We start from the raw sequence: 18,852 nt of genomic DNA, 5'->3' as shown, positions 1-18,852 counted from the left end.
GCGGGTCCCTACGGGCCTTCGGCCCTCCGTTCGCGCCTGACCTTCGGTCAGGCGGCGGACCCGCTCCGCGTGTCCGCACCCGGGCTTCGCCCGGGTGGGCCCGGCGCTTCGCGCCTTGACCGGCCTCACTCCGCTTCGCTCCATGAGGCCTGGGGGTTGAGGTCTGGTCATATGGTTGAGCTGGTTTTTAGCTGATCTCACGACAGGCTGGCTGGGAAGCGGGTGGCGCGCCGGGGGTGCGTGGGTCGGCTTCACTCCCGCCGGATTGGTCTAGTCCACGGTCTAGACCTCTGTTTCGGTCTCACGACGGGTCGGAGTGCGCTACCCTCGAAGGGTGAGCAACGGTCTTCGATGTATCAGTCTCAGAGCGTCAGGCGATCCCGCCGAACGCAGCGTCCGGACCCGTTCTTTTCGGGTTTTCGCCGGAATTCGTGACCGTGAGCTGATATCCTGCCGAATAGCCATTTTCGTTGGGCTTGTTCTCTGGTCGCCCCGATTCTCGGGCCGGTTCGTTGAATGTATCAGTAGGGCACTGTCAGAATTTCCCGCGTGATCCCTGATGTGGGTCCGGAAATGGGTGAGGGGAGACACGTCTTCGTGAACGTCGTAAAGCCTGGTCTGAAGGCCGTTCAGTCCGCCGCCGGCATCTCGCTGCGGGGACACCAGGAGGAGGCGCTGGAGGCCATCGTGCGGGGCCTGACGCCCCGTCCGGGGCATCCAGCGCCGAACGGGCTGCGGGTGACCGTCCAGATGGCCACCGGCTCCGGGAAGTCGTACGTCGGTGCTGCGGCCGGCCAGAAGCTGGTGCCCCGGGGCGTGGTCCTGGTCGTGGTGCCGACGCTGGACCTGCTGGTGCAGATGGTCGGAGCCTGGCGGGCGGCCGGGCGGTCCGGGGACATGCACGCCATCTGCTCCCTGGTCGACCGTGAGCTGCCGTTCGGGGTGATGGCGAGCACCAGCCCGCGGATGATCGGCAGGTGGCTGGCCAACGCCGCGAAGTACCGCCGGCCGACCACCCTGTTCGCCACCTACACTTCGGTCGGGGCCGTCGCGGACGCCTACGAGTACTGGGCGGAGCGCCAGGGCGAGGTGCTGCCCCCGCTCGGGCTGATGGTCTGCGACGAGGCGCACCGCTCCTCGGGCAGTGTGGAGAAGACCTGGACCGTGGTCCACGACCAGGGCGCGATCCCGGCGGAGCGCCGGCTCTACATGACCGCGACCCCTCGGATCTGGGCGCCGCCCAAGCGCCCGGTGAAGAACCGTGAGGGGGCCTACCAGCCGCTGCCGGAGGAACTGGCCGTCTCGATGGACGACCAGCGGGTCTACGGCCCGCACGTGTACTCCCTGGGCCTCGCGGAGGCGATCGACCGGAAGTTGTTGGCCCCGTTCGAGATCGTGGTCCTGGAGCTGCGCGACCCGCTCGGCGACCGGGCCGCGGCCGAGGCGCAGGGCGTGCCGTGGGGACCGGGTGTCGGCGAGGCGGAGGACGGGAGCGAGGACGAGGTGCCGGCCGCACGGATCGCCGCGATCCAGGCCGGGCTGGCCAAGACCGTGGTCGAACGGGGACTGGAGCGGTGCATCACGTTCCACAGCCGCACGATCGAGGCCCGCTACTTCTCGGAGACGCTGAACCAGACGGTGGAGAAGCTGCACTTCGAGAACCCGCAGAAATATCCGCCGGAGTTCTGGGCGCAGTGGCTCTCCGGTGAGCACGAGGTTGATTTCCGCAAGGAGGTCATCGGGGACTTCGGGAAGGGCGAGGAGGACGACGGACTGAAGCACCGGATCGTGTCCCAGTGCAAGGTCCTGGGCGAGGGCGTCGACATCCCGAATGCGGACTCGGTTCTTCTGCAGGGCCGGGGCAGCATGGTGGATATCGTCCAGGCCATCGGCCGGGCCCTGCGTATGCAGCCCGGAGAGGGAAAGACCGCCTCGCTGATCGTTCCGGTTTTCCTCAAGCCCGGGGAGGAGCCCGGGGACATTCTGGAGTCGGATTCCTACGGGCCGCTGGTCAAGATCCTGACCGCTTTGCGCAGCCACGACGCCAAGGTGGTGGAGGCCCTCGCGGTGCCGCAGAAGTCCGGCAAGCGGACCAAGGGGCGCAGCGCCGAGGCTGCTATTGGGCCTGGTGAGAGCATGGTCGGCGCGGGCAGTGGAGGAGCGTTCACGCTGCCAGTACGGTTCCAGACACCGGTGGACGAGAACGTGCTCGCCCTGTTCATCGCCTCACGGGTCCTGGTCGGTGAGACGCAGTTGTGGCGCGAGGGAATCGGTCACGCACGGCGGTGGTTCGAGGAGACCGGCGGCCTCGACGTACCCTATTCCGCGATGGTCGGAGAGAACGGGAATTACCGGCTGGGAAAGTGGCTTTCGGACCGGCGCGGCGAGAATGCGAATGGTGAGATGGCGCCATATCGGGTGGAGATGCTCGACGCGCTCGGCATGATCTGGTCCGTGAGCGACGCCCGCTTCGAGGCTGGCCTCGACTGGGCCCGGGTCTGGGCGAAGGGCCACGGCGGCTCGCTGGCCGCGCCGGCGCGGGCCTCGGTCGGCGGCTACGCCATCGGAACCTGGCTCTCCGAGCTGCGGGCCGCCGCAGCGGTGCCGGCGGGCGAGCCGGGGGCGCTGGCACCGGAGCGGCGGGCCGCGCTGGAGGAGATCGACCCCTGGTGGTGCCCGGTGTGGCCGGTCACCTGGCAGCGCGCCTACGCCACCGCCCGCATGTGGTGGCTCGACACCGACGGCCAGATCGACTGGACCACCCTGCCCCTGGACACCGTCTACGAGGGCGAGCAGCTCGGCCGCTGGGTCCAGGCGCAGCGCGCCGGCTGGCCCGGCCTGGAGGCCGACCAGCAGGACCTGCTCGCCGCGATCGGCATCGAGGCCGACCCCGAGCTGGTCGCCGCGAAGGCCGCCGCCGAGGCGAAACCGAAGCTGTCGCGCATCGACCGCTTCCAGCAGGGTCTGACCGCACTCGCCCAGTTCGTCGAGCGGGAACGGCACCCGCGGGTGCCCCGCCTGCACAAGGAACCGGTCGAGACCGTGGAAGCCCGCCCCGAAGGCGAGGAACAGCTGGTGATGTCTCACTTCGCCCTGGGCACCTGGCTCAACAACCAGAAAGCCCGCCGAGCGAAGCTCACCCCGGGACAGCTCGCGCAGCTCGCCGAACACGGCGTCGAGTGGGCATAACGGGCGGGCTTGGGAAGGAGGGCCCGTCAGGTGCACCGCGACCGGATGCAGCGGTTGGACTTGCCTGGCGGGTTCTCCCGGCCCGAGGGTGGCGAGGTGTACGGCTCTCCGGGCGCCCGTGGGGTTACATGAACGCGGCGACGGCTGCGGCCACGGCGGCGAGCGCCGCGACTGCGGTCCAGAAGACGCCACTGCGCCAGATCGAGGTCTTGGCCGGGGTGCTGGCCGTGGTGTTCGCCGGGGCCGGTGCAGTAGTGGCGGTCGGGGTGTTGCTGGAGCCGTGGTCGACGACGTTGAGTCCGTTGAGGTTGAGCCGGGCGTTGCCGCTCATGTTGATGCTGATGGCCGGGGGCCCCGTTGCGGTGGGTCCCGCCTGGCTGCTGGGCACACCGGGGGAAGCTGGCTCTGGTGTTCTCCCCGCGATGTCCGTTCCTGGGTTGTCCGTGCCGGCCTGGCCGGTATGGCTGGGTGCGTTGACGGGGCCGGTCGGCGTGGTGCCGTGGGTCATAGCGGTCGGGTTGGCGGGGTTGGTCATGGCGTTGTTCGTTTCCCTCTCGGGTTGCTGGTGTTGTCGGTGCCGGGTCCGCCGCCCCAGCCCCGTGTCGGGGCGGCGGACCTAGGGGGCCGTCTAGACCTGAATGCAGGCGAACACAGCGGGCCTGAGCATCACGTGGGCCGGCTTGGCATGCCGGTCCTGGCGGCCCCGAGGTGTCGGTGCGCTCTTCCCCCGCAGGCGCACCGTGATGAGCCTGACCATCGCGGCCGTCGCAAAGGTCAGGACCGTCAGGATCATCACTACGATGACCCTGGACGCCGGCAGCGCCGGGATGGCGTGATGGAGCATCGAAGCCTCCTACTGGTTGCCGGAGCCCGGCTGGGCCGGGTTCCGGGGGGTGTGCTCGTCGGTGATTGCCGCAGCGGGGACGCTCGCACGGATGCGGGCGAAGGTGGCCTGCCAGGCGGGGCTGGCCATCGTCTGGGCGGCCTCGGCGGCATCGGCGTCCTTGAGCACGCGGCCAAGCGCGGCGAGGACGGCGTCGTCGTCGATGGTGGGCGGCCCGTCCGTGGACGGGTGGTGCAGCTGATCCTGCATGCGATCGCTCCTCCGTGGGTCCTATCGTGAATTTGGGTGATTCCGCGGCTGCGGCGCCGGGGCTTGGTAGAGCCCCGTCCGAGAGGTACGGCGCGGATGGGTGCGCCGTACCCCAGGGACGGGGTTCTACAGACCCAGTCGCTTCAGCAGTTCCGGTCGGTGCTCGCGCAGCTTCCGCACGCAGTCGTGGAGGTGGGAGCGGATCGTGTCGACCTCGACGTCCATGATCTCGGCGGCCTGCTCCTTGGTCAGGTCCTGCGCGTGGACGAGGTCGAGTGCCTCGAATTGGCGGGGCGTGAGGTGCTCACGGCAGAACTTGATCACCTCCGCCAGAGTCTGGGCTCGCTCCAGCGACAGGTCCAGGTCCGTGTACGGCACGGACCACAGGCCGGGCCGGTCGAGACCGTCCTCCGTCGGCACCTCCTTCGTCCTGCGCTGCTGGTCGAAGAGGGCATTGCGAGCGACCGTGTGGGCGTAGGCAAGCGGACTGCGCAGGGGCTCCCGGCTCAGGTCAGCGACCCGGAGGGCCGTCTCGACGACGCTCTCCTGCGCGAGGTCCTCCGCCTGCTCCCGCGAGGCGCCCCTACGGACCAGTGCGCGCACCACCGAGATGCACATCTCGAGAATCTGCTTCTCGGTCAGCGACCGGCCCTGGTGCTCGGGGCTTTCGGCCGGCGTCACCGGGGGACCGCCGGTGGGATCGATTTCGTGGCTCATGAAAATCCTCTCCGGCCCACACCGCCTGGGCCGAACGTCGGGCAGGGGCCGAGGAGTGCAAGAACCCACCCGCTGCACTGCCCCGGTGTCGTACACCCCGACTGACGCCAAACGGGCCAGCGGCTGTGGAGACCGTCGAATGTGACCTCTGGCACACCATCAGTTCCAGCTGCCCATGGGAGCGGAGTCCCAGCACGGAACAGCAGTGGACGCCGGATCCGTCGCCACACTTCGCGCTGAACATCCGGCTCAACAGACAAAAGGCCCGCCGGACGAAGCTCAGCCCCGGGCAGCTCGCGCAGTTCGCCGGGCACGGCGTGGAGTGGGCGTAGCGGGCGGTATTGGGATTCCCGGGACGCTCACGTGGTTCCCGTGTACCGGCGAAGTCAGCAGGTTATGACCGGCCGGGGCCTCCATCGTGGATGGAGGCCCCGGCCGGGAACACCGGCTCGACGCCCCTGACGGACGACCCAGGCGATCCCGCCGGACTCACGAGATGCACCGGTCAGAGGCCGCTCAAGCCTCGGCGCAGCGGTAGGAACTCACAGTGCGGCTCAGGCCGCCGGGCGGCACCCGTCAGCGAACAGGGCAGCTGTCTCGGTTGCGGTAGGCGCCGGCGGTGGTGGAGGAGACGCCGCAGGCCTCGGATGGTGTGGAGGTCGACGGCCTCGGGTTCGGGCGCATGGCCCGCCGGGGTGGCGGCCAGGATCATCCGCGCCATCCGACGGGCGGCCCGCTCCCGGGGCATCTCTGGAGCAACTCCCGGAGCAACCGCAGACCCCCCGGCCCCGGCTCGGCCAGGACAGCGGAGTCGTCGTCGGCCCGGCCCGGCGCGGCTGGCACCGCCGGACGCCGCCACCAGACCCAGCCCGCCGCATACCCGGCATGTGACGGGTGGATGTCTGCTTCCCTCCATGTATCACGCCCGGCCCGCTAGGGTCTATCCGACTTCCCGTCACATGCCGGGTGGGCATACTGAGCAGGGGCAGGTGCCTCGTGAGCGACGCCGACCGAAAATCCGACGAATCGCAGCCGCTGTACGTCCAGAACGTGATCGCCGTCAGCGGCTTCGCGTTCGGCACGATCGGGGCCGACATCCACGTGCACGGCGCCAGTGGGCTCCCGCTCTACCTCCTCGGCGCCTGGCAGGGCGTGGCGGACACCGACCGGGACTGGTTCCGCAAGCTGCCGAGCCGGATGCTCAACGCCCGCCGCGCCGTGGTGCCGTTCACCGGCCGACAGGAGGACCTCGAGGAGCTGCGGGAGTGGCGGGACGATGGGGGGCGGCTCAGCGTCCGGTGGCTGTACGGGCCGGGCGGTCAGGGCAAGAGCCGACTCGCCACCCGGCTCGCCGACGAGTCCGCCGAAGCCGGCTGGACGGTCGCCGTCGCCTTCCACGGCCCCGATGCCGACCCGATCGAGCCCGGAAGCCAGGACCTGCGGCCCAACGGAACGGCCGGCCTGCTGCTGATCGTCGACTACGCCGACCGATGGCTCACCACCAACCTCACCTGGCTACTGAAGAACGCCCTGCTGCACCGGACTGGCGTGACCACCCGGGTGCTGATGCTGGGACGCACGATGAACGAACTGCCGCAGCTCCGCGGCATCCTGGACACCTACCAGGCCGACGTCTCCGTCCAACCCCTGGAGTCCCTGCCGCCCGGCGGGGAGCACCGCAACGCGATGTTCACCGCCGCCCGCGACGCCTTCGCCAGCATCTACCGGTTCCGCAACGCGACCACGATCCAGCCGCCCCCGACGCTGGAGGGAGCAGAGTTTGGGCTGACCCTGGCCGTCCACATGGCCGCCCTGGTCGCCGTCGACGTCCACGCGGCGGCGGCCGGACCCGCACCACGCCCCGAGGTGCCGACCGACCGGCCCGGCCTGACGATGTACCTCCTGGACCGTGAGAGGCTGCACTGGGCACGGCTGTACGGCGACGGTGCCAACGCCGGCCAGGACGGGAACGGCTTCCGGACACCGCCCGAGATCATGAACCGGACCGTGTATGCCGCCGTCCTCACCGGAACGCTCTCCCGCGACGCCGGCAGGACGGTCCTCGGCCGGCTTCGGGTGCCCGACGCCCCCGAGGTACTGGACGACCACAGGTCCTGCTACCCACCGACCGAATCCGGTGCCGACCAGGTCCTGGAGCCTCTCTACCCGGACCGCCTCGCCGAGGACTTCCTGGCCCTCACCATGCCAGGCCACCGGTTCGGCTACCCGGACCAACCGTGGGCGGCCGCCGATACCTCCGCCCTGCTCGAACGGTCCGACGATGGGCCCGGCACCACGCGTGTCCCCGCGCCCTGGACCGCCCGCGCGGTCACCTTCCTCCTGTCCGCCGCCCAGCACTGGAAACACCTCGGCCCGCAGTACGTGCACCCACTGCTGCTGACGGACCCTCGGCTGGCTGTCGACGCCGGGAGCGCCGCGCTGACCATCCTCGCTGGCCTGCCCGACATCGTCCCCGTCCTCGAAGCCGTGGAGGCGTACTTCCCGGAGGGGCAGCACACCGACCTGGACCCCGGTATAGCCGCGGTGACAACAATCCTGACCACCCATCGCCTCGGCCTCACCCGGGACCCGGCCAAACGCTCGCTCCTCTACATTGCTCTGGCGACCCGCCAGTCCCACGCTGGCCTCGACCGAGAGGCGCTCGACGCCAGTGAGCAGGCGGTCGAGTGCCTGCGCGGCCCGGCCGACGAGGATCCCGCGCAGCATCTGCCCGGCCTGTCCAGCGCTCTGGCCAACCTCGGCGTCTGCCTGTCGACGATGGGACGGTTCCCCGAGTCGCTGGCCGTCACCGAGGATGCTGTACGGCTGGCCCGCCGCCACGCCGCCGAGTACCCCGACCTGCCGCAGGCCGACCTGGCCCGCCCCCTGGGCAACCTGGTCCACCAGCTCCTGGAGGCGGACCGCCTCCAGGAGGCTGTGGACACCGCTCTGGAAGCGGTGCACCTTTACGGCGAGCTGTCCGACGCGGACCCTGACCGCCACCGGCCCGGCCTCGCCCGCGCGCTGGTCAACGCCGGGATCGTGCTCTTCAAGCTGGGGCGCCGGGCCGACGCCGTCGAGGTCGGCCTCGCCGCGCTCACCATCTTCCGGGAACTGGCCTCAGCTGACCCCGACCGGTACGAACCCCGGTACGCGAACTCCCTGGCCACCGTCGCCAACCACCTGTGGGGCACGGGACACGGCGAGGACGCCTGCGCCCTCGCCACCCTGGCCGTGGACATCCGTCGTCGGCTGGCCAGCGTCAACCCGGACGTCTTCCGGTCCGCCCTCGCCCGGTCACTGACCGCCCTCGGCGTCTACCAGTGGGCGGCGGGCCTCGCCGTCGAAGCGCTGGAGACCAGCCAGGAAGCTGTGGCCCAGTGGCGCGAACTGGCCGTGGCTAACCCCGTCCTGCACGAGGAGTTCCTGGCCGCCGCGCTGTCCAACCTCGGGAACCGGCTCGCCGCCCTCGACCGGCCGATGGCGGCGCTGGCGGCCACCGACGAGGCCGTGGACATCTACCGCAGGCAGGCTACGAGCGGCAAGGACGTCGACCGGGACAGCGTGGGCCAGGCGTTGAACAACCTCGGCAACCGGCTCGCCGCGGTGGGCCGCACGGAGGACGCCCTGAGGATGTCCGACGCGGCCGTGGGCATCTACGGCACCCTGGCCGACGAGCACCCGTCGGCGTTCCGGCCTGCGCTGGCCCGCGCACTCGCGAACCACGCCATCCACTGGGCCCAGACCGGCTTCGTCCGCAAGGGGTTGGCGATGACCGAGGAGGCCATCGAGATCATGCAGGAGTCGGCCCTGGCAAACCCAGGGGCGTTCACAGCCGACCTGCGGCGCTTCGAAGCCCTCCGAGACATGCTGCGCGCGGCACTCAGCGACTGACCGGCCCGGACGTCAGTCGGCGGCGCCCTCCGGGCTGCCGCCGCCCTGCCCCTTGCCCTCGTGGTAAATCAGGTTCCCGTCCTGGACGCCGAAGGCTCGTCCATTGCCGTGGGCGATGTTGGTCTGCTTGTAGACCCGGGTCCGCGCCTCCTCGGGCAGCGACGGAGCGAGCACCTCGTCCAGCACCCGCTCCAGCTCTCCCGCAAGTTCGGGCTGCCGGCGTAGAAGCTCAGACAACCGCTGCTGCCAGTCCGCAGCGAGCGCCTCCCGCAGGAGCTCGTCATCCTGTTCTTCGGCCAACAGAACCTCCCGGCGCAGCTCGGCCAAGTCCTCGCCGACCAGCTCCGCACGGTCCGGACGGAACCGGCGCCACACGGCGACCACCCCGTCCCGCGCGTGTTCCCAGGCATCGGTGGCCATCGCCCCGACGAGTGACGAACCCGCGAGGGCCGCGAGCGCGGCTGGATCCATGGAACCCCCTCCTCCCGCCCCGTCGAAACCGAACGCCTTCGGTGAACCGCCGGAGCACTCCCAGGTGTGGCGTACCGCCCAGGGCGTTCCTGCCTCACGCCGCGCAACCGGTAAACCCATCGGACCGGCGCCCGAACCGGGCCGCGACTCAGCGCTCTGCCGCGGCGAGGAGGCGCCGCAGGGCGCTTGGCCGGGCAGCGGCGGAGGTTGAGGGGTTGGTCGGCGTGGTGTTCCAGTAGGGCGAGGATGTGGTCTTGGATTGTGCTCTGTTAGGTGAGGGGGCAGGCTCCGGGTTGCGTGCTGTGTATTTGGTGTGGAGTGGGCAGGTGTCCTGTCGGTTTTCTTTTCTGGCCATGGTTCGAGTGTGTTCGCGATGGCCTTTGGAAAGTCGTTCTGTTCGACTTTTCGGCGCTCTTTTCGTTTATGGAATGCGCGGCATGTTGTATCGGTGTTTTCAGTACCCTTCTGGCATTGAGCGGCCGTGAGGGATCTGGGTCATGCTGTAGGGGGTTCCTCCGTTGCTTCGGTCGTACTTCGGCCAGCGGTTTGCGTGGAGGAGGCGGACGTTCCACCAGGGGTCGTCGCTGGGCGGGCCGTGCTTCTCGGCGCGGCGCAGGGCGCGGGTGGTGGGCAGGTCGAGGATGATGGGCCGGCGCTTGTCGGTGCGGCGCTGATGGTCGCAGGAGGGGCATTCCAGGCGGTCCGGGTGGGCATTCTCGTCCAGCTCGTCTTCGGAGTCGTGGGCGCCGCCGAGGGGGCCGTGGCAGGTGTGGCAGGGGTGCAGGGCGTCGTTGTGGGCGCGGGCGGCGAGCAGCCTGGCGCGCTGCTTGGCGTCCCGGGCGTCCTGCTTGGCCTTGGCGGCCTGCTCCTGCTCGGCGTGTTCCCGGTCTTCGCGTTCTTGGCGGCGCTGGGCGATGAGGTCCCAGTTGGGTTCGTCGTCGAGGGCGTCGGTGAGGGAGTGTCGGCCGGGTCGGCCGAAGCGCCACCAGATCGGCCCTTGCCAGCCGTGCTCGCGCAGGCGCTCGACGGTGGTGCCGAGCACGGGGATCTTGCCGTCGAAGGTGGCGTAGGTGACGCCCTCCTGCTCGTACTTCTGGCCCTGCCAGTGCTCCCAGGTGGCGTTGCGCAGGTCTTCGAGGCGCTGTTCCAGGGCCTCGGGGCTGTAGCGGGGGCGGCTGCCCCGGGTACCCTGGTCCAGGACGAACAGGACCGGCGGGCGGACGGCGCGGCGTTGCCGGTAGCCGTAGGCGGGTTCGGGGACGTTGTAGCGGACCTCGACCTCCAGGCGCTCCTGGCCGCCGTCGTGGACGGTGCGGTCGAAGTAGCGCTTGTAGTTGTCGAGCTTGCCGGCGACCTTGCGGATGTCGGTCATGGTGCCCCGGTCGAGCTCCAGGAAGGCGACGGGGATGCCGAGCTCGGGCAGGCGGACGACGGCGTCGGGGATGACGTTGAACTTGCCGGTGATGGTGTGGGGCGTCTCGGTGGCCCAGGCCTCGATGCCGCCGGGCAGCGGGCCGGAGGGCAGGGCGCGGCGCGGGGGTGCCTGGCGCTTGTCGGTGCGGGGCGGGGCGCCGTGGGTGGTGGTGCCGGTGACGGCGGTGATGATGAGTTCGTTGACGAGCATGGCGTGGGGTGCGCCGGTGAGGCCGGCTCCGCGGGCGTGGCCGCCCATGTCGCGGTCGTCGCCGAGGGCTTCGGCGGCGGCGGCCAGGCCGAGCGGGGTGAGGCCAACGATCTTCTCCGCGCCGGGCCCGCCCGGCTTCGGCTTGGCGCCCTGTCCCTCGGCGGGCCGGGGTGGCCGTGGGCGCCGTCTTGGGGGCGGGTCGGCGGCCCGGCGGCGAGGTGGTGCCGCGGACGTCGACCAGCTTGTGCTTCTCCAGGTCCCGGACCGCTTCGGCCACGTGCTCGACGCGGTGGTGGGCGCGGTACTCGTCGGCGGCGATCAGGGCGTGCAGCTGCTTGTAGGTGGCGACCTTCAGCACGCCCAGCGCCGCGAGGACGTCGGCGCGCAGCGGGGCCGTGCTGCCGTTGGGGTTGCGGGCGGAGCGGCGGAAGTGCACCCGGCCGGGCCGGGCCGGCTGTTCGCCGTCATGCCGCTCGCCGTGGCCGTCGTCCTGGTCGTGGTCCATGCCCTGCCCCCTGGTGGTTCGTGGTGGTGATCTTCTCTGCTGTACCGCACACCACCGACACCGGGGCCGCCCCGCCCGCCCGCGCTTGCTCGCCCGCCGCTCGCCGCCGCCCGCCCCACCGCGCGCCGACCACCGGGAGGCGCCCGGCCACCCGGCCGGGAAGGGAGGAGGGCCCCAGCGGCAATGGAGCGGGTGGGCAGCACTGGACCCGGCGGTGAACCCGAACCCGACCTAACCCAACTGCACCACCAACCACCAACAGCTCAAAGAAGGGAAGGGAGAGGGTTGTCGGCAACCCTGGGCGGCCCGAATCCTGGGGATGAGCTGGGGAAATGTCGAAAGGTCGGCGAATGCTTCCCCCCGGGGCACCACCCGGGGAAGGCCCCGGGGAGACACCCGGGGAATTCCAGCGGACTCTTTCGCCTCGCCAGCGCGCCGTGACGGCGGCTCAGGCTCTGATCGGACCCTACCCCGGGCCGGCCTTCGGCACGCCGGATCGGCCGGCCTCGCGCCGCCCGGGTCGGCAGTGCGGGGTGACGAACGGGGGCCCGGCGGCGTTGGAGCGGGGGTGAGCAGCACTTCCACTCCCCGCCCTCGGCGCGGTGGCGCCGGGTTGGGGCCGGGCGTCGCCGGCCGGGCCTTCGCCGTGGTGGGCCGGGCGCCGCGGTCCCCGCTTCCCTGGTCGCAGGAGTCTGTCGACGACGGGCTGCAGAGCGTGCTGGCCGGCCATCAGCGGCTGGTGGCCGGGCGGTGGGAGGCCGTGTTCGAGGACCTGGACGAGGACGTTCTCGGCGAGGTGGCCCAGGAGGCCCGCCAGGACGGGAAGGACCCGGCCGGGGCCGTCGACGTCTTCGTGCGGAGCCTGGTGCGGCAGCTGGAGGACTGGAGGCAGGCCGGCACCGCGCTGGAAGGGGCGCTGGGAGCGGCAGCGCTCGGGCGGCCGTTGCCGGTGTGGGCAGCCGACGCCCTGGCCGCCGAGCAGGGCCGGCTGTGGGGCGCGCGGCAGGCCCTGCTGGAAGCCGTCGCCCGGCACCACCACGGCGGCCCCGCGCCCTGGTGACCCGGCGGCGACATCTCACCTTGAAAGTCGGCCCTAGGGTGACGGAATGTCGCTACGTGCTGAAGTCCGATACAGGCGGGACCGGATCGAGATACCCGACCATCTCGACTCCCTCGAGGACGTCGACGTCCTGATCGACGAGCTCCTCGCGGGCCCGGTGAACGAGAACCTGGCCCAGATCATCCACCTGGACCGGGAAGTGATCGTCCTCGGGGACCCCGCCGGCTCTGGGACGGAGATTCCGGATCACCAGCTCCAGGTCGGAGTGGACAAGGAACTCCAGGTGGGGGTTCTGCTCTTCATCGACCGCAGCGGGAACTTCGTGACAGCGGGCCCCGCGGATTCGAGGAACGCCCCCGAGTACTACCTCGCCGGACACTGGACCCAGTTCCGGGACCAGGTGGAGATCCCCCTCGACCTCGTCCGGGAGGCCGTGAGGGAGTTCCTGTCGTCAGGAGGGCAACGCCCCACCTGCGTTTCCTGGAAGAACCAGTACCTGGACGATTAAGGCGACACCATGCTCTGATCTGCGAGAACACGACGACAGTACTCGGGCGGCCTTTGCCGGTGTGGGCGGCCGACGCCTTGGCCGCCGAGCAGGGCTGGCTGTGGGGCGCGCGGCAGGCGCTGCTGGAGGCTGTTGCCCGGCACCACCAGAGCGGTCCCGCGCCCTGGCGAAGCCGGGTCAGCGGGCGGAGGCCGACCGGGTCTGGTGGGCGCGCAGAATGGCGTCGAGCGCCAGGTCCGCGGTGGGGAGGGTCCTGGGCCGGGACAGGTTGTCGATGAGGAGCCGGCCGCCTTGTTGGTAGAGGCAGGCGATCCAGCCGGCCTGTCCCCACGGCCCGTCGGGCAGGGGCGCGGTCCATCCGATCGGCGTGCTGTCGAGGCGCAGCTGGAGGACGCCCTGGGCGGCGGGGGCGAGCCAGGAGCCGAGTTCCCAGCCGGGGCCGAAGGTGGGCTCCAGGTCGTCGAGGAGGTCGGGGAAGTCGAAGCGGCGCTCGGGGTCGGTGCAGGCCTCCCGCCGGGCCTGCTCAGCCTGTTCGGCCGCGGCGGCCGCCGGTCGCTGGGCCGGCACCGGGCCTGCGTCCGGCTCGGGATCGGGGACGGCAGCGGGGGCGGGGGCGGGTGGCTGCTCGGCCGGGGCGGGAGCGGGGATGGTCGGAGTTTCGCCTCGCGGGGCGTTTGTCGCGTCCGGGACGGCGGCGTCAGGGTCCTCGTCATGGTCCCAGCGGTCGATCCGCTCGCGCGAGCGGGCCATGAGGCGCTCGTGCTCGTCCAGGTGCGGCCAGCGGGCCTTGTCCCGGATGTCCTGCGCGGCCATGTAGGCGCGGGTGCCGTAGACCGGCAGCACCTTGGCCAGCTCCGCGAACGCGGCGGCCGGATCGCCGGCGGCGGTCTCCTCCAGGAAGCGCGCCAGCCGGCGGCGCAGCGCGTCGGCGGTGTCGAGGAGGTGTCGGCCGTCCTCGCCCCAGCGGGCCAGGACGTCGTCGGCCCCGACGGCCGCGGCCGGTGCAGCAGGTGCAGCGGGTATAGCGGGTGCTGCACTGGGCGGTGCAGCGGCGGGGTCGGCTGCTGCACCGCTCGATGCAGCGGTCGGGGCGGGTGCAGCGGTGCCTGCTGCTTGTGCTGCTTCGTCGCGGGCCTTGGCCTTGGCGCGGTCGACCTTGCTGCGGCACGAGCGCGAGCAGTAGGTCCGCGGCCGCCCGGTGGGGCCCTTGAGCGCCGGGTTCGCGCAGCCCTTTCCGGGCGCACAGCCGGGCCGGTTCCGCGCTGGTGGCCGGCTGGTCGGTGGCGGCGGTCGGCGGGGCGCTGTCCATGCCCGGAATCGTAACCACCGGGCCCGACACCCCGGCTAGGTTTCGCCCCACTGCCGGGCACGGGGCGAAACCCGGCGCGGCGGGTAGCGGTGCTGCCTACCGGTTGTCCCGCTGCTGCGCCGGCATGCTGCGGTGCAGCAGCAATGCCGCGTGCACGGCTGTGACCTGCGCCGGTGAGGTCGGCGGGGCGAAACTCACCGGCCGCCCCGGGGCGGAACCCATCAGGGTGGCGGAGAACTCACCGGCCGGCGGGTTGGTCCGGGCGGCCGTTCTGCGGGTGCGCAGCCGGCGGTGCGGGCTGGGGAGAGTGGGGTGGTGGGCATCGTGGTGGTCGAGCAGCCGGAGGACCCCGTGCGCCTGGTCGTGCACGCGGCCGGCTCCGACCCGGACGTGCCCGGCGACCCGGCGGCGGTGACGGTCTGTGAGCTCGACACCGCGGACAAACGGCCACACCCGGTGCCTCTGGCCCCGGCCAGCTGGTCAGCACTCCAACGCTGCCTGGCCCACCGCGCGGACCAGCACACCCACAACCCCCACGTGATCGTCACCCGGATCACCAAGACCGGCCGAACACCGGCCTCAACCGCCTATGCCAGCTACATCCTGGACCCCTGCGGCATCGCCCCGAACCCTGCGAAGCACCCGCCTCGCCAACCTCGTGAACACACTCGATCCCAAGCTCGTCGCTGCGGCCCTCGGCATGGCCCCCGAAGGCGTCATGATCTACCTCGCTGACCACGTCGACGCTGGCCGGCTCCCATAGCCCAGAGAAATTCTCCGAGGCTGGCGGTGTCTGACCGGCACAATGTCCCGGTGACCCTCTTCACCTGCGCGAACTGCGAGCACCCTCTCACCGGCGATCTACAGGAAGCACAGGCTTCTCCGGCCAGCGATCACCTGTCCGACCACCGCATCGCCGACCCGCGGATTGCGCAGGGCACCTACGCGACCAGCTACGACGCCACACTGTTCATCCTGCACCCTGACGACGTGCCGGGCACCGCTCTGCACCCCAACTCCAGCCGTCGCAACGGATGCTGCGGACTCGACGGCCAGGACGGCCCCAACCTCGTCTGCGTAAGCTGCGATGCCGACATCGCCACCAAGGAATCGGACTGCTGGACCGACAACCTGGTAGCGCTGATAGCCACCGCAGTTCTCCGCAGCGCGGAATCTCCGTCCTGAACCCGTCGACTTTCGGCACCGCCTCGCACACGTTCGCCGGAACATGTGCGCTTTGCCGAACGACTCGTTGGAGGCGATGGCTACGCTGTTCTTCTCCTCGCGCTCGGTCAGCACCTGGAAGAGCAGTTCGGCGCCGCGGCGGTCCAATTCCCTATAGCCGAGCTCGTCGATGCAGAGCAGGTCGACATGGCCGTAGCGGGCGATCGTCTTGTTCAGCTGTCGGCCATCCTCTCCCCAGCGGGCGAGGACGTCGTCGGCCCCGGCGGCCGCCGCCGGTGCAGCAGGTGCTGCACTGGGCGGTGCAGCGGCCGGGTCGGGTGCAGCGGCGCCTGCTGCTTGTGCTGCTTCTTCGCGGCCCTTGGCCTTCGCGCGGTCGACCTTGCTGCGGCAGGACCGCGAGCAGTAGGTCCGCGGCCGCCCGGTGCGCGGCGTGGGGACGGGGTTGGAGCAGCCCTTCCGCGCGCACAGCCGGGCCGGGTCCTCACCGGTGCTGGTCGGTGACGGCGGTCGGCGGCGTGCTGTCCATGCCCGGGATCGTAACCGCCGGGCCCGACACCCCGGCCACCTTTCGCCTCGCTGCCGAGTGCGGGGCGAAACCCGGCGCGGCGGGTAGCGGTGCTGCTGCACCCCCCTTGCCCTGCCGTACTCGGGCGGGCGGCGGCGCTACGCATGCACATGGGATTCGCGCCGCCGGGGTCGGCGGGGCGAAAGTCGGAAAGTCACCAACTTTCCGGGGCGAAAGTCGCCAGGGCGACGGAGAAACTCGCCGGTCGGCGCGGGGAGGGACACGGGCGGTCCCGGTGGGCCGTTCTGTGGGTGCGGGGCTGGCGGTGCGGGTCGGGGGGTGGTGGTGGGCATCGGGATGGTCGAGCGGCGGAAGGACCTGGCCGGCTTGGACGGCCTTCGTCGGTTTCGCTTGACGGGTTCCGGCCGGCCCTGCGTGTGGCCGGCTCTGCTGCGGCGAGACGGGCGGCGGCGTCGGGCCGGTCATTCCCGGAACGCGATCGTGTGGTCTCGCACGCCGGGTCGTCCACGCCCGGCTCCTCGTGGCGAAGCCGCCCGGGGTCGCCAGGCCTTCCCGCCGGGAAGCAGAGTGCGTCCGGGCCGGGCGGGCGTCGGCCTCCCGGAGGTGCGAGCCGCACCAGGAGTACCGGTGTCTCCGGTGCCGGCTCGGTCTGCCGGCCCTGCGGACGGTACCCGGCCACGTCGCCGGGCGGGCCCTGGAGGAGGTCCTGCACGTGGGGGGCGGGTGATCGGCAGGAGTGCCGAAGGGCTGCTCGCGTGCCGTACTCCGTGCTGACCGGGGACGCGCGGGCCATCGAGGGCGGGCGGGTGCTCGAAGCCCTTGGCAAAGCTCTGCGGGAGCTGCCCCGGAATCCGGCGCTGTCCCCGGGCCCCGTCCTCCGGAAAGGTCCCGGGAAGCGGGGAAAGGGACCCCGCCACTGCGGCCGTTCCGCCCCGGGGCGTTTCGCCCCGATCGGACCCGGGCCGGCCGGGGACGGGGATTTCGCCCCGCGCCGAAACCCGCGCACCGGCCGGTGCGCGGCAGCGGCCGGGCCGTGCCGGAGGTAAGGCGCGCCCCGGCCTGCCCGGTGAGCGCGGAGCCGCTCGGCCGCGGCGGCCGAGGTACGGCGTTTCAGGCGGACTCGGCCGGATCGGCCAGGGCGCCGCGGCCGAGCCGGCGGCGGCCGCCGGAGGCCGGCTGCCGCGCGGGGAGGTCGGCGGCGGGTTCGAGGAACGGGGCCCGTTCCACGGCCAGGAGCCGGGCCCGGCCGCCGCCGGCCGGGATGGCCTCGTCGGTGGCGGGCTCGGAAAACGGCCGCCACAACGGGCGGCGCGGAATGGAGGTCATGATCGCCAGTCTGGCAGAGCAACCCGTCCCCGGGACGGTAACGGCCCGTGGGACGATCCCCGGGGCCGCCCGCACACCTTTGCCCGCGGGCGGCCCACCCGCCCGGCCGGGTCACCCCAGGCTCGCCTCCGCCCTGACCCGCCACCACGGGGCCAGGGCGGGGCCGAGGCACCCGCCGACGACCTGCTGCCGGCGGCGGGCGCCGACGATACGGCCCTCGTCGTCGTCCCGCTGTAGGAGCCTGTCCGCCGGCATCCCGCGCTCCGGGACGCCGGACGCAGGACGTGACAGGTTCGCGGGCCCGCGGGCCTACTCAGGCGCCTCGATCGTCACCGGCTTGCCCAGGTCGTAGAAATGCTGCGTGGTCGTGCTCAGCACGCCGCCCGTCCGGGACTCGGCCTGACCGCCGTAGGGCGTGAAGTCGTCCCCGAACCAGAGAATGTGCTCCCGCACGGCCGCGCCCAGGAACGTGTACGAATTCTTGTTCACGATCCGCCACGCCGTGACGTCCTCCCCGTTCTCCAGGGAGATCACAGGCCGCTCCTGCTCGACGGTCCACTCCGGCGCCGACGCGACCATCTGGGCCGTCACCTCCGGATCGGCGAGCGCGCGGTAGAGCTTCCCCGTGGCAGCCACGATCTGCTCCTGCGGGTCACTGCTGTTCTTGTCCCCCTTGACCCACTTGCCGAGCCCTGGTGTCTTGATCCACTCGTCGTCGCCCTTGAAGACGTACGCCTTCTCCCCCTCCGGCCCCGTCATCGAGCCGGCCAGCGCGGGATCGTCCCCGAAGACGAACCGCGAGGTCCCCGCCTCGTCCCCCGACTGCACGGACTCCGTTCCCGAGCCGTATGCCTTCAGGGCGGCCACCAGACACTTCGACAGGTCCGAACCGGCGAAGGTCGTACCACCCTTGAGCTGAAGACCGTCGCACTCGGCCGGGGTGGCGAAGGCCGGGGACGGCTCCTTCGGGCCGGCGCTCCCCTGCGCGGGCCGGCCGGACGACGACTCCGCACGCGTCGGCTCGGCCGACCCGTCCGACGAGGAGCAGCCGGCCAGGAGCCCGACTGTGAGGAGGGCTCCTATGTACATGTGGGGGCGCAGACGTCCAGGTCTCATGCTGTTCGAACTCCACTGGTCACGGACGGCCCGCGACCTGCGGACCGTCTCATGGGCTCTCGCAAACACAGCCCCGCACCGCCGCTCGTGGAGGAGCTCGCTCCACGGAACACGGGTGCGGGCCCTGGAATCCTAACGGCCGGGGACAGACAAACCATTTCACGTGCCGATCCGGCAGATCGGACCGCCGAGTCCGGTCGACGGCAGCGATGCACCGCATGCGGGGCGCGCCGCCGGGGCGGCGGTGGTCGTCGGTGTCGGTTGTCCGGTTCTCCAGAATTTCGTCAGGGAATTCACACGAGGGGGTCGCTAAATGGAAAAGTCCCGGC

General features: G+C 71.4%; 17 protein-coding genes and 1 pseudogene. 6 read left to right on the top strand and 12 right to left on the bottom strand.

What is annotated here, in order from left to right; translation table 11 throughout:
• The first annotated feature begins 597 nt into the window (after positions 1-597).
• Positions 598-3,189, top strand: coding sequence for a Helicase associated domain protein (locus ACFVVL_RS27775; protein ID WP_387679927.1), 2,592 nt, complete (start codon positions 598-600; stop codon positions 3,187-3,189).
• A 124-nt stretch (positions 3,190-3,313) separates the two neighbouring features.
• Here the strand turns inward: ACFVVL_RS27775 and ACFVVL_RS27770 are convergent, their stop codons facing one another.
• The 4 genes from ACFVVL_RS27770 to ACFVVL_RS27755 all read right to left on the bottom strand — a co-directional run bounded on the left by ACFVVL_RS27770 (position 3,314) and on the right by ACFVVL_RS27755 (position 4,999).
• Positions 3,314-3,520: a hypothetical protein gene (locus tag ACFVVL_RS27770; RefSeq protein ID WP_387679924.1), complete on the bottom strand. Its 207-nt coding sequence runs from the start codon at positions 3,518-3,520 to the stop codon at positions 3,314-3,316.
• A 297-nt stretch (positions 3,521-3,817) separates the two neighbouring features.
• Positions 3,818-4,033, bottom strand: coding sequence for a hypothetical protein (locus ACFVVL_RS27765; RefSeq protein ID WP_387679921.1), 216 nt, complete (start codon positions 4,031-4,033; stop codon positions 3,818-3,820).
• Between the two features lie 9 nt (positions 4,034-4,042).
• Positions 4,043-4,282 (bottom strand): hypothetical protein, encoded by a 240-nt coding sequence (locus ACFVVL_RS27760; protein ID WP_387679918.1) that lies wholly within the window; start codon positions 4,280-4,282, stop codon positions 4,043-4,045.
• A 126-nt stretch (positions 4,283-4,408) separates the two neighbouring features.
• Positions 4,409-4,999 carry an RNA polymerase sigma factor gene (locus ACFVVL_RS27755; RefSeq protein ID WP_387679915.1) on the bottom strand — a complete coding sequence of 197 codons (591 nt, stop codon included), beginning with the start codon at positions 4,997-4,999 and terminating at the stop codon, positions 4,409-4,411.
• A gap of 996 nt (positions 5,000-5,995) precedes the next feature.
• Here ACFVVL_RS27755 and ACFVVL_RS27750 point away from each other — a divergent pair.
• Positions 5,996-8,893, top strand: a complete 2,898-nt coding sequence (locus tag ACFVVL_RS27750; RefSeq protein ID WP_387679912.1) for a tetratricopeptide repeat protein — start codon at positions 5,996-5,998, stop codon at positions 8,891-8,893.
• A 12-nt stretch (positions 8,894-8,905) separates the two neighbouring features.
• Here the strand turns inward: ACFVVL_RS27750 and ACFVVL_RS27745 are convergent, their stop codons facing one another.
• The gene (locus ACFVVL_RS27745; RefSeq protein ID WP_387679909.1) at positions 8,906-9,364 is read right to left on the bottom strand and encodes a hypothetical protein; all 459 of its coding nucleotides are present in this window, start codon (positions 9,362-9,364) and stop codon (positions 8,906-8,908) included.
• Between the two features lie 454 nt (positions 9,365-9,818).
• Complete coding sequence (locus ACFVVL_RS27740) at positions 9,819-11,099, bottom strand: replication-relaxation family protein (protein WP_387679939.1); 1,281 nt, start codon at positions 11,097-11,099, stop codon at positions 9,819-9,821.
• Between the two features lie 133 nt (positions 11,100-11,232).
• On the opposite strand from ACFVVL_RS27740, the gene ACFVVL_RS27735 reads away from it, so the two are divergent.
• The 3 genes from ACFVVL_RS27735 (at position 11,233) to ACFVVL_RS27725 (ending at position 13,061) form a co-directional block, all read left to right on the top strand.
• Entirely contained in the window at positions 11,233-11,523 is a 291-nt protein-coding gene (locus tag ACFVVL_RS27735; protein ID WP_387679907.1) for a hypothetical protein, read from the top strand.
• Between the two features lie 538 nt (positions 11,524-12,061).
• Entirely contained in the window at positions 12,062-12,553 is a 492-nt protein-coding gene (locus ACFVVL_RS27730; protein WP_387679906.1) for a hypothetical protein, read from the top strand.
• Positions 12,554-12,599: 46 nt separating this feature from the next.
• Positions 12,600-13,061, top strand: coding sequence for an Imm1 family immunity protein (locus ACFVVL_RS27725; protein ID WP_387679903.1), 462 nt, complete (start codon positions 12,600-12,602; stop codon positions 13,059-13,061).
• A gap of 177 nt (positions 13,062-13,238) precedes the next feature.
• On the opposite strand, the gene ACFVVL_RS27720 is transcribed toward ACFVVL_RS27725, so the two are convergent.
• Entirely contained in the window at positions 13,239-13,904 is a 666-nt protein-coding gene (locus ACFVVL_RS27720) for a hypothetical protein (protein WP_387679900.1), read from the bottom strand.
• A 562-nt stretch (positions 13,905-14,466) separates the two neighbouring features.
• Positions 14,467-14,739, bottom strand: coding sequence for a hypothetical protein (locus ACFVVL_RS27715; protein ID WP_387679897.1), 273 nt, complete (start codon positions 14,737-14,739; stop codon positions 14,467-14,469).
• A 444-nt stretch (positions 14,740-15,183) separates the two neighbouring features.
• Between ACFVVL_RS27715 and ACFVVL_RS27710 the strand changes: the two genes are divergently transcribed.
• Positions 15,184-15,555, top strand: a complete 372-nt coding sequence (locus ACFVVL_RS27710; protein WP_387679951.1) for a hypothetical protein — start codon at positions 15,184-15,186, stop codon at positions 15,553-15,555.
• On the opposite strand, the pseudogene ACFVVL_RS27705 reads toward ACFVVL_RS27710, so the two are convergent.
• The 4 genes and pseudogenes from ACFVVL_RS27705 to ACFVVL_RS27690 form a co-directional block, all read right to left on the bottom strand.
• A pseudogene (locus tag ACFVVL_RS27705) lies at positions 15,550-15,783 on the bottom strand (ATP-binding protein); the annotation flags it as partial. The gene ACFVVL_RS27710 and the pseudogene ACFVVL_RS27705 overlap by 6 nt on opposite strands.
• 1,408 nt (positions 15,784-17,191) lie before the next feature.
• Complete coding sequence (locus ACFVVL_RS27700; RefSeq protein WP_387679894.1) at positions 17,192-17,407, bottom strand: hypothetical protein; 216 nt, start codon at positions 17,405-17,407, stop codon at positions 17,192-17,194.
• Between the two features lie 111 nt (positions 17,408-17,518).
• The gene (locus tag ACFVVL_RS27695; RefSeq protein ID WP_387679892.1) at positions 17,519-17,662 is read right to left on the bottom strand and encodes a hypothetical protein; all 144 of its coding nucleotides are present in this window, start codon (positions 17,660-17,662) and stop codon (positions 17,519-17,521) included.
• Between the two features lie 54 nt (positions 17,663-17,716).
• Entirely contained in the window at positions 17,717-18,523 is an 807-nt protein-coding gene (locus ACFVVL_RS27690; RefSeq protein WP_387679890.1) for a hypothetical protein, read from the bottom strand.
• Positions 18,524-18,852 lie beyond the last annotated feature (329 nt).

The sequence above is a fragment of the Kitasatospora sp. NPDC058115 genome (assembly GCF_042884635.1).
Lineage (GTDB): Bacteria > Actinomycetota > Actinomycetes > Streptomycetales > Streptomycetaceae > Kitasatospora.
This window is presented reverse-complemented; position numbering and strand designations above follow the sequence as displayed.